Origin of the sequence: Terrimonas ginsenosidimutans (assembly GCF_022012415.1) — a bacterium.
Taxonomy (GTDB): Bacteria; Bacteroidota; Bacteroidia; order Chitinophagales; family Chitinophagaceae; genus Terrimonas_A; species Terrimonas_A ginsenosidimutans.
Genome location: NZ_JAKLTR010000004.1, coordinates 168900 through 183572, shown reverse-complemented (window position 1 = coordinate 183572; position 14673 = coordinate 168900). Strand labels below are relative to the sequence as shown.

The following is a 14673-nucleotide window of genomic DNA, read 5'->3' as shown; positions in this document are numbered from 1 at the left end:
CTTCGTCGCCTTCCGTTGTACCCGTTTTCTTTCTTGCTATGTATTCTACCGGCTTATACCGGTATAAAAAAAGCGTGAATTACTTCACGCCTTTTTCTTTTATAAACACATTCTTTTTCGGAAATTTTTTCACCAGTTCTTCCGGTATTCCGAAGTTGCCCGTTAGTACATCTGGCGGATTTGTTGCCAGCCATTCACTCAGATCTATTGATTGATACAAACCGCTGTTAAACCCAATAAGGATCTTGCAAACATCCTTGCCGGTATTCAGTATATAATGACCGGCTCCCATGGGAACATAGCCTACGTCTCCGGGCGAGAATTGCTCTGTGACCGTATTTCCTTCAGCTAGGAATACGCCAACTTCTGCATTGCCAGAGATGAAATACTGCCACTCATCCGCATTGGGATGCCAGTGTAATTCGCGCAGTGCGCCAGGTTGAAGTTCGATCAGGGATCCTGTCATTGTGGTACTGACCGGAAATTCCGCTGCACTGACCACACGTTGTGTGCCTCCACCAGGGATCAGGCGTGGTTGTTGGGCGTGCAGGGGGTAGCGATGTGTGCTCACCAGTGCCGGGTGTGATCGTGGATCAGCCAGTGACGATCCTTCATCCGGGATCTCTCCTTGGGAGAAATAAACTTCTTGTTTTGGGAGTTTGTCGATTTCCTCTTCGGTGATGCCGAGGTTTTGGGCTGCTACTTTTTTAGGAACATGCGAAATGAAATCTGTGATGCTGAATGTGTGATCTTCCGAGAAGTTTCCGTTGTCGAATATCAGAATGAAATGACATTCGCCGGGTCCCAGTCCCTGTATCATATGGCCATAACCTTTTGGAAAATACCAGACGTCGCCGGGGCCAAAAGAATCTGTATAGCTTTGGCCATCCGGATGAAGGATGGTAGTACGGCAATTGCCTTCTATGACATAAGCCCATTCAGCGGCGTTCGCATGCCAGTGTAGTTCACGCATAGCGCCGGGCGCCAGCCGCATCGATACGCCTGCAATTCCCTGAGACGCGGGAAATTCGTGAACGGAAGCACCCCTGGTGATCCCGCCAGGACCTACACGGGGCGCGGCCTTTTCCAGCTCGTATTTAAAACGAAGTTGTTCTTTTTCCATGATTGACATTTTTTACAGATGATTGTTGACGGGTCTAAAACTATTGATCATCAATGTGGGTGAACTACTCTATTCGTTGAAATGGCATAATTCATCGTTTGATGACGATCGTGAGAAAAGGGCGTGTAAAAGGTACTTGAACACGGAAAAAGGAGTTTCAACGAGTGATTTTGTCAATCCGGCTTTTTGTAATTTACAGCCGTAAGAAAAATCGCAGATTTACCGGAATGGCAGCAGAGCCGTTTTAAAACCTCTCTATTCTTTTATGAAAGCAATAATTGTCGACGACAATAAAATGGCCCGGGCAACAATGGTTGAATTAGCCAAAAAGGTTAAAGATCTTGTCGTTGCCGGCGAATGCAAGGACGCCGTGGAAGCGTATAATTTTCTGCAGCAAGGGTCGGTGGACCTGTTATTGCTTGATATAGAAATGCCGGGCATGACCGGCCTGGATCTTATCAAAAATCTGGGTAGTAAGCGGCCGGTGATCATTTTCGTGAGCTCCAAGAAAGAATATGCACTCGAAGCTTTTGAATTGAATGTTGCTGATTACCTTTTAAAGCCTGCTACGGTAAGCCGTTTTATTCAGGCCATCGATCGTGCAAGGGAAATACTTGACAGCAAAAAGCAGGATGTTTCTTTTGAAGACGATGAATTTATATTCATACGTGACTCAAATATTGTCCGTCGCCTGAAACTGGACACTGTTCTTTTTGCGGAAGCAATGGGAGATTACGTGAAGCTTTATACAGGCGATAGGTTTTACGCTATTCACTCAACGCTTAGCGCCGTTGAGGAGCGGCTACCGGCGACAAAATTTATGCGCGTCCATCGCTCGTATATCGTGGCGATCAGTAAGATCGACAGTATACAGGATGGGGCACTCGTCATCAATGGTAAGTCGTTGCCGGTGGCAGACTCATTCCGTAAAAAACTAAACACCAGGATGAACATACTGTAAACTATTCGTAACAGGCAGGGCTGACCTGAACGATCCAAAATGCCCATTCAGCTATCCGCATACCCGTAGCAATCTGGCCTGACCTACTTTTACCCTATTATAACCCGGTAGCAGACGATGACAAGTAACACTTTTGCAAAGTATATTCTCGCCGCATTAATTGTGGCGGTAGCAATACTGGTTTCAATACAGATCAGTTCAAGGAATAATATCAGCGAATTGATCAGTTATAACGAGCAACTACTTCGTGAATTGAACACGAGCGACAAACTCCGTCAGGTTGAGCGTGATATAATCTCCGCGGAAAGCCGGATCAGGGGAGCTGTGGCAACAAACGATTCCACCTTCCTTAATGAGACAGACAGGCAGATCACTGAAGCGAAAAGTTATCTCAGCGAGCTTAAATATGAGATCGGTAAAGATCACACGGAAGCTGTTTACATAGACGCACTACTGGGACTCGCAGACCAAAAACAGCGGCTGAAAAATGAAGTACTCGATTCATTTCATGACAAGGGCTTCTTTTCTCCAACCTTGTTAAAGAATATTGCTCTTGCAAGGCGTGATTCCAACGCTGTAAATAAGGCTACCAGGAAGATCACTGATGCCCGCAAAGTGATGATGCAACAGCTTTCCGTATCCATCCAAAAAAATGCGGAGCGCGCAAACAGGATGGGACTGATGCTGACGATACTTGCATTACTCGGCGGTATTGCGTCGTGCTGGTTCATCCTCAGCCGTGCAAAACAGCAGCAGGTGCTGATCAAAAGTCTTAATGAATCTGAAGCTAAAGTGCGGGAAACAGCGAGGGTCAAAGAAAATTTTATGGCGAACATGAGCCATGAGATCAGAACGCCGCTGAATGCCATCCTGGGATTCACCAACCTGATGAAGACAAGGAATCCGGATCAGCAAATGAATGTTTTTGTGAACTCGATTGAAAAAGCAGGTGAGAATTTGCTGGTGATCGTCAATGATATCCTGGATCTTTCCAAGATAGAGGCTGGAATGATGCGCATTGAGTCAACACCTTTCAGTGTTCGCGGGATGGTACACTCGATTGAAACATTGTTCCGTGAACGTGTTAAAGAAAAATCATTACTCCTGAATACATTTGTTGAAGACGAAGTTCCTGATACACTTTCGGGTGATGCCACGAGATTGACACAGATCCTTGTCAACCTGTTAAGTAATGCGATCAAGTTTACGGAACAGGGCATTATCACTGTCCGTGTTTCAAGTTACGGTATCAAAGACAATACCATCCAGCTTGGGTTTTCCATTGCGGATACCGGGATCGGCATCGAGAAGGATAAGATCGACACCATATTTGACCGGTTTCAACAGGCCGAAGATTCGATCACGAGGAAGTATGGCGGTACCGGGCTCGGACTTTCAATTGTCAAAGACCTTGTTACTTTACAACAAGGGGAGATCTCAGTACAAAGTGAAATGGGCCGCGGTACAACTTTCCTTTTTGTTATACCTTACCAGGTATCTGCTGAGCAATTTACGTTCGCAAAAACGGCGCATGCCACCCTTCCCGCAGATGCGGATGTCTCAGGCATCAGGCTCCTTGTAGTGGAAGATAATGAACTCAATCAAAGCCTGCTCCATCATTTGCTGACAGGCTGGGGCATTTCCTTCGATATCGCATCCAACGGGCTTGAAGCTGTAAAGGCTTTACAGGCAAAGAAATATTCCCTCGTGCTGATGGATATCCAGATGCCGGAAATGGATGGATATACGGCTACACGACAGATCCGGCAGGAGTTAAAACTCGATATCCCGATCATTGCAATGACGGCGCACGCCCTGGCAGGTGAACGGGAGAAATGTATGAGCTACGGCATGAATGAATATATTTCCAAACCACTGAAAGAACAGGAGCTGTTCAGGCTGATCAGCCGGTTTGAAAGATCACTGGACAGCAAACAAAAAGAAACCGCCAAAGAAAACAATCTTCCGGTCATGGATCCTTCCGGCAAAAATAACTTAACGCCTGCCGACCGTTACCAGTTCATCAATCTTCAATACATCCGGGAAATCAGTAGTGGAAATACTGATTATGAGAGAAGCGTTACGGGAATGTTCCTGGAAGATATGCCGCAAGATCTTCAGTCCTTAATTGAAGCGCTGGATAAAGGCGATTATGACCTGCTGTCTAAGCTTGCTCATGATCTGAAAACAAGTACTTCTATCATGGGGCTGACGGACAAACTTGGTATCTATCTCGATTCATTAGAGCATCAGCCGCAAACCGAATCATCCGCACGTGATAATGTGGGTAATGTCAGGCGTATTATCAATAGTGCACTGCAGGAAGCCTCGCATTTTTATGCTTCGATCAATACAGACGGTAAATAGAAGATTGAACTGCTGAAAGACTTATCCCTCGAATCAATAAGTCTTCTCTTTATCTGTTGTAAGGTTCCCGAACATTGACGCTGATGGATACGCACAGATACACAGGTAAGTGCCTGTGGTCAGAAATTGACCTGCGTATCTGCGCCTTGATCCGCGTTGATCTGCGGGAACCTTACGCCAACTAAATCTTAAATCGATAGCAGTGGTACCGCAGATACACGTTAGAATTGGTGTTTTTATATTAAAGCCGACCATATATCCGATTCAAACAGGAAAGAGGCGATCAGGACACGGATCTTATTAGGCTGATATCCAAAATGTTTTTTGAATGCCGTGCTGAAATGTGAAGCATGCTTGTAACCTACGGATCTGGCAATTTCAGTCATCTTCTTTGTTCCTTCAAGTAATAAAGCTTTTGCCTTCTCCATTCTCTTTTGCTGCAGATAACCATAGATGGTTGTTCCAAATGCCTGTTTAAAATGTTTTTTCAGGTAACAGTCATTAGTGCCGACCAGTTGAGCAAGATCTATGATAGAACAGGGGCTTGATAAATTTGATTCAATCAGCTCTTTTGCGCGTAGCATCCGTTGCTTATCTTCTGATGAAATACTACTACCGGGATCGTTGTCTTTCTCTGACTGCTCCAGTTGCAATATCAGTAATTCCATTACCCGCGACTGGAAGAATAACTGGTTGTATTCGCCCTGGTGTTCACTTTGCAGCATGCTGTACAATAATGCTACCATTCGCGGCGTCACAACACTGTTTGAAACGGCCTGTTTCAGTGTTCGGTTTCCGGCATGCTCTTTTAGTGCTGAGCGAAGCGGGTGATCAGCCCGCAATAATTGCGAAAAAAACGATATCGATAAATTAATGATGAATACTTCAGCTCTTTTTCCTGGATGCGTATTCAGCCTTATCTCCGGTGCAGAGGCAAAGAACAATGCGTGCTGTCGTTCTTTAAAAGAGACAGGTGTTTGTGATTTGTGCTGATCTATCAGACTGCCAGACCCGGCAACAAAAAAGACGAAGCTGATCATTTGTTCCGTCAGATTGCAGCAGACTGCTCCCTGCGAAAGGATCGCTGATCTGTAATAGCAGAAGTGGATTTCATTAAATATAACTTCGATCCGCTCTTCCTGCTCCTCAGCAAAGCCGGCAGTGTAAGTTGAACCAGCACTTTCGCCATTGAATGCGTGGCTTAAATTATGTTTTCGGCCAGCAGGATGTACTGGCTGGCCCATTCTCATTGCAGTACTCATAAGCATAAAGGTTAGCCTGGTAATATAAATATTACCGGTAGGTGTTATGTTGAAAGATGCTCAGAGTTGAATTAGCACTTGTATTAGAAACGGCTAAGAATGCAAATAAATCTTCCGGTAGAAGGTTTGAGTTGCATGGTGCAAGATTAGCTAATGTGTTTGCTGCACGCGTCATTAATACGTAAAAACGTTTTCGAGATGCGTAAAAATTTCAACGCCTTGTATGGAAAAGATATTCCTTTTGGCGTCATGCTTTTTCCGCTATGGGTAGTTGATGTGTATGACCTTTGTGCCGCGAAAAAATAACCCGCAAACCAAAACAATGGCTATGCAAAGAAGATCGATTTTTTTAATATGGGTAGCGTTAATGTTTTCCTGTATCAACCTGCACGCACAGGCATGGCAGGTAAAAGGAAAAGTAATAGATGAAACAACTGGTGCGGCGCTGGCCGGCGCAACAGTTGCAGTAAAAAGTACAAACAGGATCACGCAGACGGCCGCTGATGGATCCTTCCTGATCCAGGCGGCAAAAGGTCAGGTACTGCATATTACATTCTCAGGATATTCGTTTGTTGAGGCGGCTGTTACAAACGCTGATCAACTGGTTCAGGTTTCCATGACTCCCGATAATAAACAGCTGGATGAAGTAGTGGTGACCGGCGCACTCGGTATTAAGAGAGCTTCCCGGGAATTCGGTGCCGCCGCCCAGATCGTCGATAACCGGAATCTGAACCAGGGGAAAACTGTTAACCCGGTATTTGGACTTGCCAGTAAAGTAGCAGGGTTGCGTATCAATATGTATGATAGTAAAGTTGATCCGCAGGTGCAGATCACTTTACGCGGAACCCGCTCACTCAGTCGTACGTCTGGTATCGATGGCCGGAATCCGAATGCACCGATCTATGTAGTGGACGGTATGCCGGTTCCCGATATTGCAAGGCTCAACCCAAATGATATCGAAAGCATTACTGTACTTAAAGGGGCGAATGCTGCTGCATTGTACGGATCAGAAGGGGTAAATGGCGCATTAATGATCAATACCAAGTCCGGAAAAAAAGGCCGCGGGGTGATCCAGTATAATCACACCACCATCTTCTCTAATGTGTTTTTATTGCCTCCTGCTCAGACGACTTATGGGCAGGGAAATAATGGCGTTTATGACCCTACACAATATGAATCATGGGGGCCGGCTTTTGATGGTACAATGAAAGATTTTGGGCTGCCTTTACCCAACGGAGTGCAGCCGCAATTGCTCTATGCTGCTCCATCAAAAGATGCAAGACTTGATCTTTTTCAAACAGGACTGAATGTGCAGAATGATCTGTCATTATCGGGTGGAGATGACAAGAGCACTTACTTTATGTCTGTACAGCATGTGAACATCAAAGGCATTATTCCGGAAGATAAGAACAACCGGACCAATCTTCGTTTTAACGGATCCCGCAAATTCGGAAAGCTGAACACGAACTACAATATCAACTACAGCTATAATAAAAAGAATACAACGCCTGATGGGCCATGGATCGGCGCGTATCGTTATCCAGCGAATTTCGATTTCGGTATGGTGAAAGACTGGGAAGACCCGCTTTCTCCGGGTAACCCGCTGAATTATTTCACCAGCCAGGGAAGCTGGTTGCGTAATCCTTATTTCCTGATCGATAATATACGTGATCAGAGTACACAGCAAACGCTGACAGGTAAAGTGGAGGTTGATTATCGCTTCAATGATTGGTTTAAAGCGCTCTACCGTGTGGGGTTCTATGCATTGAGTGATGAAACACGAAGCACAGTACGTAAGTTTGAAGCACCTGGTACACGCAATACTGTAGGCAGTGTAAGTGATGGAAGTAATAATTATCGTCGTCTGAATGGTGATCTGATCCTTCACTTTAATAAAGATTTTGGAAAGATCAGCACGGGTTTGATTCTTGGTAATAATATCCGGACCGATTACCGCAAAACAACCAGTATCGGGGCGGCGAACCTGCTGTATCCTGATCTGTTCAACCCCGGCAGCCGGCAGGGAGAATTGAATGGCTCTGTATCGATCGCGGAACAACGTTCTGTAGGCACCTATGGTGAACTATCTGTTGGATATGACAACTATCTGTTCCTGACATTTACAGGGCGTAATGATTGGGTTTCTGTGCTCAGTCCTGAAAACCGTTCTTATTTCTATCCGGGCGTAAGTGCTTCATTTATCCCAACGGATGCGATCACGACACTGAAAGGAAGCAACATCCTGTCTTATGCAAAAGTGTATGCATCATGGAACCGTACGGGTAACGTTACGTTGACGCCGTATCAGCTGAACAATGCCTATACACAAAACAATGGTTTCCCATTCGGCAACATGGTGGGCTTCCTGCCGGGACTTGTAAACCCAAATCCGAATATCGAGCCTGAATTTGTGACCTCTTATGAAGCAGGGATCCAACTAGGGCTGTTCCGAAACAGGCTGAACTTCGAAGCAACGTATGTCTATTCCGATTCAAAAGGTCAGATCTTCAATGCTACGACTTCTAGTTCTACCGGATATAACTCTGCAAGAGTCAATGCAGGTCGTTTGACAAACAGTATCATAGAGATGAATGTGAATGGGGATGTGGTCCGCAGCAAGGATATCAAATGGAACCTTGGTTTCAACTTCAGCTACATCAATAACCAGGTGAAAGAACTGTATGGAGGGTTGGATAATATCAACAACTTCCGTCAATCGTATGGTGTGATCGGTGCGGCATTCCCTTCGCTGCTGGTGAGCGATTATAAGAGAGATGCGCAGGGGCGAGTAGTGGTGGATGCAACAACCGGAGATCCGGTTATTGCCGCAGACAATACATTGCTTGGTACACTGGTTCCCCCGTATCAGATGGGCCTTAGCACGATGTTCCAGTTCAAGGGCATCAGTGTAGGTGCTCAGTTTGACTGGAGAATGGGTGGATGGTTGTATTCTGAGATCGTGCCTGCGATGTATACTGCGGGAACGGATCCGCGCACTGCTGAATATGGCAGACAGCCTTTTGTCTGGCCAAATTCTGTGATCGAAGTTACCCCGGGACATTTTGAGGCAAACACCAGTAAGTTGACTTCCAGCGGAGGCCGTGCTTTCTGGAGCAAGCAGGGTGAAGTGCAGATCAATACTGCGGCACCATCAGATTTTTTCAAACTCCGCGAGCTTAGTATCAGTTATGCATTACCGATCTCTTTGCTCAGCAAACAATCATTTATCCGCGAAGTGAGTATCGGCTTTGTTGCGAACAACCTGTTCATCATCCGTCATAAGGATAATAAATACGGCGATCCGGAATACCTGTATAATAACACAGACGGTTACCTGAGTTTCCGCCAGGTACCTCCGTTCCGTTCTTATGGCGTTAACCTGAATGTGACGTTCTGATAGAAGCTTCATCCGAAAAGAAAACTGTACGACAACTAAAAAAAGAATTCATGAAAAATATATTTCGTTTTGTCATCCCGGTAATGATGCTGATTTCACTGGGATCGTGTAAAAAGTTTCTCGATGTAAACGATAACCCGAATTCGCCTATTTCTGAAACATTGCCGTTAAGAGCGAAACTGCCGGCTGCATTGGTGAGCAGCGTTAACCAGGAATCTATACAGCTCAACCAGATCGGTGCATTGTGGGGCGGTTACTGGGGTACGACCAATGAAGGTATCAGTATGTTCGTAGATCTCAAAAGCTACAATGGACCAGCGATCCGCCATCAGCGGGATGGCATTCCTGTTTGGGAAAATGCGTTCAATACCCTGCTGTATTATCAGCTGCTGAAAGAGGAAGCGGTGGAGGAAGGCTATTTCTTCTACGCAGGCATCAGCAAGATCATGCAGGGATGGCATTTCCTTCGTCTCGTTGATGTATATAATAATATCCCCTTTGATGATGCGTTGCAGGGGACGCAATTTCCTACGCCACGCTACGAAGAAGGAAAGGTTGTTTATGAAAAAGCGATCAGCCTTATAACCGATGGTATTGCAGATGTCAAACGTGCTGTACCCGGTACAGAGCCCACTACAGACGATATCATTTTCAACGGTAACAAAACACTTTGGGCAAAGCTGGCGAATACGATCAAGCTACGCGCATTGCTGCGTCAAAGTCAGGCTGGAAATGATGCCTTCATCAGTATAGAGATCCAGAAAATACAGGCAGAAGGTTCAGGTTTTCTGGGAATAGGTGAGAACGCGTATGTCCGGCCGGGTTATCTTAGTACTGCCGGAAAGCTGAATCCTTTTTGGGAAAGCTATTACCGAAATGTACAGGGAGTGATCACGGGTAACTATCAGGATATCCGTCCGACCGTTTTTGCGATCCAAAGTTATCAGACACGCAATGATCCGAGATTGGAGAAGCTGTACGTGCCCGTGAACGGGAATTACAACGGCGTATTGTTCGGCAATCCCAATACAGCGCCTGCATACAGCCGCGTTAATACTTCAGCATTCAGAGGTCCCCAGGAGAATGGTAATCAGCCTGGGGCATTATTCAAAAGCATTTCTCAACCATCTGTGTTAATGTCTTCATTTGAAAGCCTGTTCCTGCAAGCGGAGGCAACACAAAGAGGCTGGCTGAATGCTTCCACCGCGAAAGCGCTTTATGAAACTGCGATACAGGAATCTTTCAAATATATGGAAGTGGCGGCAGCGGCATTTACGCCATATAATCTGCAGCCATCTGTAAATTATGATGCGGCTACCGATAAGATCAGGCGCATCATAGAACAAAAATGGCTTGCCTTGAACAGCATCAGCAGCATTGAAGCATGGAGTGAGTTTCGCCGGACGGGATGGCCGGAGATCCCGAATTCTTTGGAGGCACCTACCGCGACTTCAAGACCGTTGCGATTGATGTATCCCGAGACAGAAAGAATGACCAATAATGCAAATGCGTCTGCCCAGGGATCGGATGATATGCTGAACTCACCGGTTTGGTGGGATAGATAATCCGGACCAAAATATCTCTTGCCCTTGTTTGGCGTAGGAGTATCGCAGAGAGCGCAAAGAGCCGCAAAGAGCCGCAAAGTTCGCAAGGTTATTTCTTTGCGTCCTCTGCGGCTCTTTTCGTTCTCGGCGATGCTCCTTCGCTATCCAGGTCTGAGAGCCTTCGCAACTAATAGTTGCCTCTTTATTTACTGCTGCAAACCCGTCCTTCCTTCTTCTTCAACCCGCCTTCCCTGCTTGCTTTTATAAGTCGATTTCCCAAACGAATAGCTGATGGAAACTGCGACCCTGCTCGTGCCGAACCAATGCGCCAGTTCATTATTGATGATCTGTTTTTCTCTGAAGATATAATACACTTCGAAATCATTAAAGATGTCATAGTAGTTAATACGCGTATTCAGCCTGCCGTTTATCCATGTCTTCTGCAAGCCCATATCGATGAAGAAATATGACTTGTATCGGTATAATCCATTTCCTCCTTTTGACTGATACTTGTAAGTAAGATCGAAATTGAAAGAGCGGGGCAGACTGAAAACCTGGCTTCCATTGATCATATACTCCCAGATACCAATAGCAAATGTTTTGTCGTGGTACGGTGTCAATTCTTTTTTATAAAAAATATTAAGAGTATGATTCAGCTTCCACCATTTTGTAGGGGAGAACGCATAACTGAGTTCTGCATTACCGAAATGATTGTATGGCAGATTTCTTCCAAGGTATTCAAGCACATGAGTGGTGTCATTGTATTCCGGATACCTGTTCAAGGGATCGGTTTCTTTGCCACCGGATATTCTTGCAGAGAATGTTTTATAACTGTAGCCAATATTAAATGAACTCGTTTTTGATGGCTGTAGCAGGGGATTTCCTACATGGTAGTTCAACGGGCTCAGGTAAAACCGGAACGGATTCAATTGAGTAAATGTAGGACGGGTGATCCGGCGGGTAAAAGAAAAATGATATTGCTGTTGATCTTTTGTATACGTAATGCTCAATGAGGGCAACAGGTTCAGGTAAGATCGTTTCGTGATCTGCCGGTTGGTGATTGAGTTGGCTGTGCTGTTAGTTTGCTCACCACGGATACTTGCTGAGTAAGTGAGATTATTTTGCGTGCGCTCGTATTGCAAATAGGCAGCGCTGATGTATTCATCATAGGTGAAGTTATTGGAGCGACCCGCATCCAGTACAAAATAGCCGGAACTATTAAGCGTATCATAACGCAGGTCATTCTTTGTGGTAGTGAAAGCAAATTTTCCACCCCAGCTGATCCTTCCATCAAAAGCTTCTTGCGAAAGATCTGCCTGTGCGGTTCTGATCGTAATATTATTTTTAAGCAGGGTTGTCCAGTGGCTGATCAGTTGACTTCCCGCTGTCTGGCGACTTTGAATGTCCTCCTGTTGGCGGTTGCGTATGTCAAGCCAGGTAGCCAGGAATTGCAACGCTGTTTTGCCCAGAACTCCGGAATAGTTGAGGTTTGCCCCATAATTGTTCTGCTTTGGTGTTGCCGCATTGACGGTATGGGTATTTAAGACGATTTGGGTTTCCGTTGGATCTGTCGCGAAGAGCGTATTACGTGATCGCTGTTCCCTGTCAACCATGAATTGCCGGACCTGAAGTTCTACCTGGTGATTTTTGCTAATGCTATAATCTGCACCGAACTGGTAGTTGAAATTGTTATTGCTATTGGGTGTGTACGTCCTGGTGGAAAGAATTGTTTTGTCGGATAAATGCTGCCTTGCGCGATACCGGTAGATCTTTTTACCGGTAGCATAATTACCCCGTAATGTATACGCGATCTTTTTTGTTTTATAAGTAAGCAGCAGGTTCTGTTCCGCGTACGTGTATTGATTTCGTTGAACCGTACCAGTTATATTGCCTTTGAGACCCAGGTTTAGATCACGTTTTAGTTTTATATCAATAATGGCTTTGAATTCGCCGTCGTACCGGGCAGGTGGATTTGTGATCAATTCAATGGAAGCGATCATCTCCGGGTTAAGCGTAGACAGATAGTTTTGTATTTCTTCGGCGCTCATAGGGATCGGTTTGCCATCGATGAAGATCCCGGGGCTGTTCCGGCCTTCCACAAGGATGGTTCCGTCCCCGCCAACGGATATACCGGGGATCTTCCTGAAAATATCCAGCGCGCTGGCGGAGGTTTTAAATAGCTGGTTGCCGGAAACGGGCATGACCAGTTTGTCGCCCTTGCGCTGGAAAATAGGACGTTCGCTAGTGACGGTCACGCCTTCCAGCAACCGGTTATCCGGGGCCAGGAAAATGCTGTCGATCGCCTTTCCGGTGTTGATCTCGATACTGCGGTTGAGATAACCAACGGCTGTGATCTGCAGTTGATAAATTCCTTCGGGAAGATTGGTGATCGGGAACCGGCCGATGGAATCGGCAGTAAAAATCTGATTGGTTAACATATTGCTCTTTGAAGAAAGATGGATCGTTGCGAACGGAATGGGTTGCCGGGTGAGAGCATCAAATAGGCGGCCTGACCAGGTAACGGATTGAGCGAGGCTATTCGACTGGCAAAAAAGAGCAATGATCGAGAGCGTAAAGAAGGGGATGATTTTCACCGTTTGGGTTTTGAGCAAACCTATTGGTGAATGCGATTGGAAGAGTTTAGGGATTGAAAATCAGGAGTACGGAATTATAAAACCGGACGCTGTACCTACTATTTTTCCGGGGAATGTATGCTGAGAGAGTGGCGTAGGAGTAACGCCATGGCCGCAAAGGACCGCAAAGAACGCAAAGAATGATTGCGAAGGGTGATCACGTTGTGACCTTGCCGGCATTTGATCGTTCCCTTATTCTTATGCCGGGCCGGCTGCCGAAAGCTTTTCCTTGAACAAAGCCGGAGTCGTTCCTGTTACTTTTCTGAACGAGGTATAGAAAGTCGATTTTGAATTAAATCCGACTTCATATCCGATCGCTTCGAAGCTCCGCCGGTCGTCGGTCGCAATCAGTTTACATGCTTCATTGATCCGGTACTCATTGATAAATGTCGGGAAATTCTTTCCTAAATGTTCATTCAAGAGCTGGGATAACTGGTGTCCTGTTATATTGATCTTTTGAGCCAGATCACCGATCTTCAGATTGGGGTCTTTATATAGTTCCTTCCCTGCAAGTATGGCTTCCAGTTTTTCCACCCATGAGATCGCATCTGCTTCTGCGATCGTCTTCTTAATGGTCTTCGTGCGCGCCGCTTCCGGGATCTGCAGGATGTTCTCCATTTCCATTCCATACAGATAGTAGAAAAGTGTTACAAAAAGTATCACGGAAAATGCCATCGCGCCAGCAAGGCAAAGTCCGGAGAAGATGCCGGTCAGCGAAAGCTGATACGACAGGAAGATGATGCAGTTTCCGCCGTACAGCATCATCCAGAATTTCTCTGTTGTACTTAAAGCCGTTTCATGGGAGATCAGCCGCTGAAATACGGGCTTTAACAGAATGCCTGTTGCAATTAAAAAGAATGCCCACTGTGCATATACAATGTATGGAATAACGGTGCACCAGAATGGTGTTCTTTCAGTATAAGGAAAGGCCAGGCCGCCGATCACAATGATCGCACAGAGGATGCCCCAGACAAGTTTTGCGGAATGGGGTAAACCCGTTACCGGTTTATTAAGAGCAGCACGAAAAAAAAAGTACACAGCAGGACCGACCAGGAAGGCAGCGGAGTGACCAACCTGCAGATACAGCGTGGACAGATCATTGTTAAAATATACAAAGACCGTATTGCCGATCCGTATGCTGATCGCGAGCAGCATTATACTTAACAGGATCGCGGGAAGGGATCGCTGCTTTTTACGGAACAACAGGTACAGGCTTAACAGGATGCCATTCAGTGCGCCAAGAGCGCTGATCAGAAAAAGGATTTGTTGGCCGATACTCATCGCTGCGTGACGTTATTTGCTGATAAATATATCAGAAAAATAACGGATCGGCTTGCCATTTATAGAAAAGTAATGGCCGGGGACCGATGACCGATGGCCGGTTTG

General features: G+C 45.8%; 8 protein-coding genes. 4 read left to right on the top strand and 4 right to left on the bottom strand.

What is annotated here, in order from left to right; all coding sequences use genetic code 11:
- Positions 1-79: 79 nt before the first annotated feature.
- Entirely contained in the window at positions 80-1123 is a 1044-nt protein-coding gene (locus tag LZZ85_RS08325; protein WP_237870565.1) for a cupin domain-containing protein, read from the bottom strand.
- A 265-nt stretch (positions 1124-1388) separates the two neighbouring features.
- Between LZZ85_RS08325 and LZZ85_RS08320 the strand changes: the two genes are divergently transcribed.
- Positions 1389-2084, top strand: a complete 696-nt coding sequence (locus LZZ85_RS08320) for a LytR/AlgR family response regulator transcription factor (RefSeq protein WP_237870563.1) — start codon at positions 1389-1391, stop codon at positions 2082-2084.
- A gap of 117 nt (positions 2085-2201) precedes the next feature.
- Complete coding sequence (locus tag LZZ85_RS08315) at positions 2202-4451, top strand: ATP-binding protein (RefSeq protein WP_237870561.1); 2250 nt, start codon at positions 2202-2204, stop codon at positions 4449-4451.
- A gap of 236 nt (positions 4452-4687) precedes the next feature.
- Here LZZ85_RS08315 and LZZ85_RS08310 read toward each other — a convergent pair whose 3' ends face one another.
- The gene (locus LZZ85_RS08310) at positions 4688-5713 is read right to left on the bottom strand and encodes a helix-turn-helix transcriptional regulator (protein ID WP_237870559.1); all 1026 of its coding nucleotides are present in this window, start codon (positions 5711-5713) and stop codon (positions 4688-4690) included.
- 328 nt (positions 5714-6041) lie between these two features.
- On the opposite strand from LZZ85_RS08310, the gene LZZ85_RS08305 reads away from it, so the two are divergent.
- Both LZZ85_RS08305 and LZZ85_RS08300 read left to right on the top strand, forming a co-directional pair.
- Positions 6042-9110: a SusC/RagA family TonB-linked outer membrane protein gene (locus LZZ85_RS08305; RefSeq protein ID WP_237870557.1), complete on the top strand. Its 3069-nt coding sequence runs from the start codon at positions 6042-6044 to the stop codon at positions 9108-9110.
- 50 nt (positions 9111-9160) lie between these two features.
- The gene (locus LZZ85_RS08300) at positions 9161-10675 is read left to right on the top strand and encodes a SusD/RagB family nutrient-binding outer membrane lipoprotein (RefSeq protein ID WP_237870555.1); all 1515 of its coding nucleotides are present in this window, start codon (positions 9161-9163) and stop codon (positions 10673-10675) included.
- A 185-nt stretch (positions 10676-10860) separates the two neighbouring features.
- Here the strand turns inward: LZZ85_RS08300 and LZZ85_RS08295 are convergent, their stop codons facing one another.
- Positions 10861-13248, bottom strand: coding sequence for a TonB-dependent receptor (locus LZZ85_RS08295; RefSeq protein WP_237870553.1), 2388 nt, complete (start codon positions 13246-13248; stop codon positions 10861-10863).
- Between the two features lie 237 nt (positions 13249-13485).
- Positions 13486-14568, bottom strand: a complete 1083-nt coding sequence (locus LZZ85_RS08290; RefSeq protein WP_237870551.1) for a helix-turn-helix domain-containing protein — start codon at positions 14566-14568, stop codon at positions 13486-13488.
- Between the last annotated feature and the right edge of the window lie 105 nt (positions 14569-14673).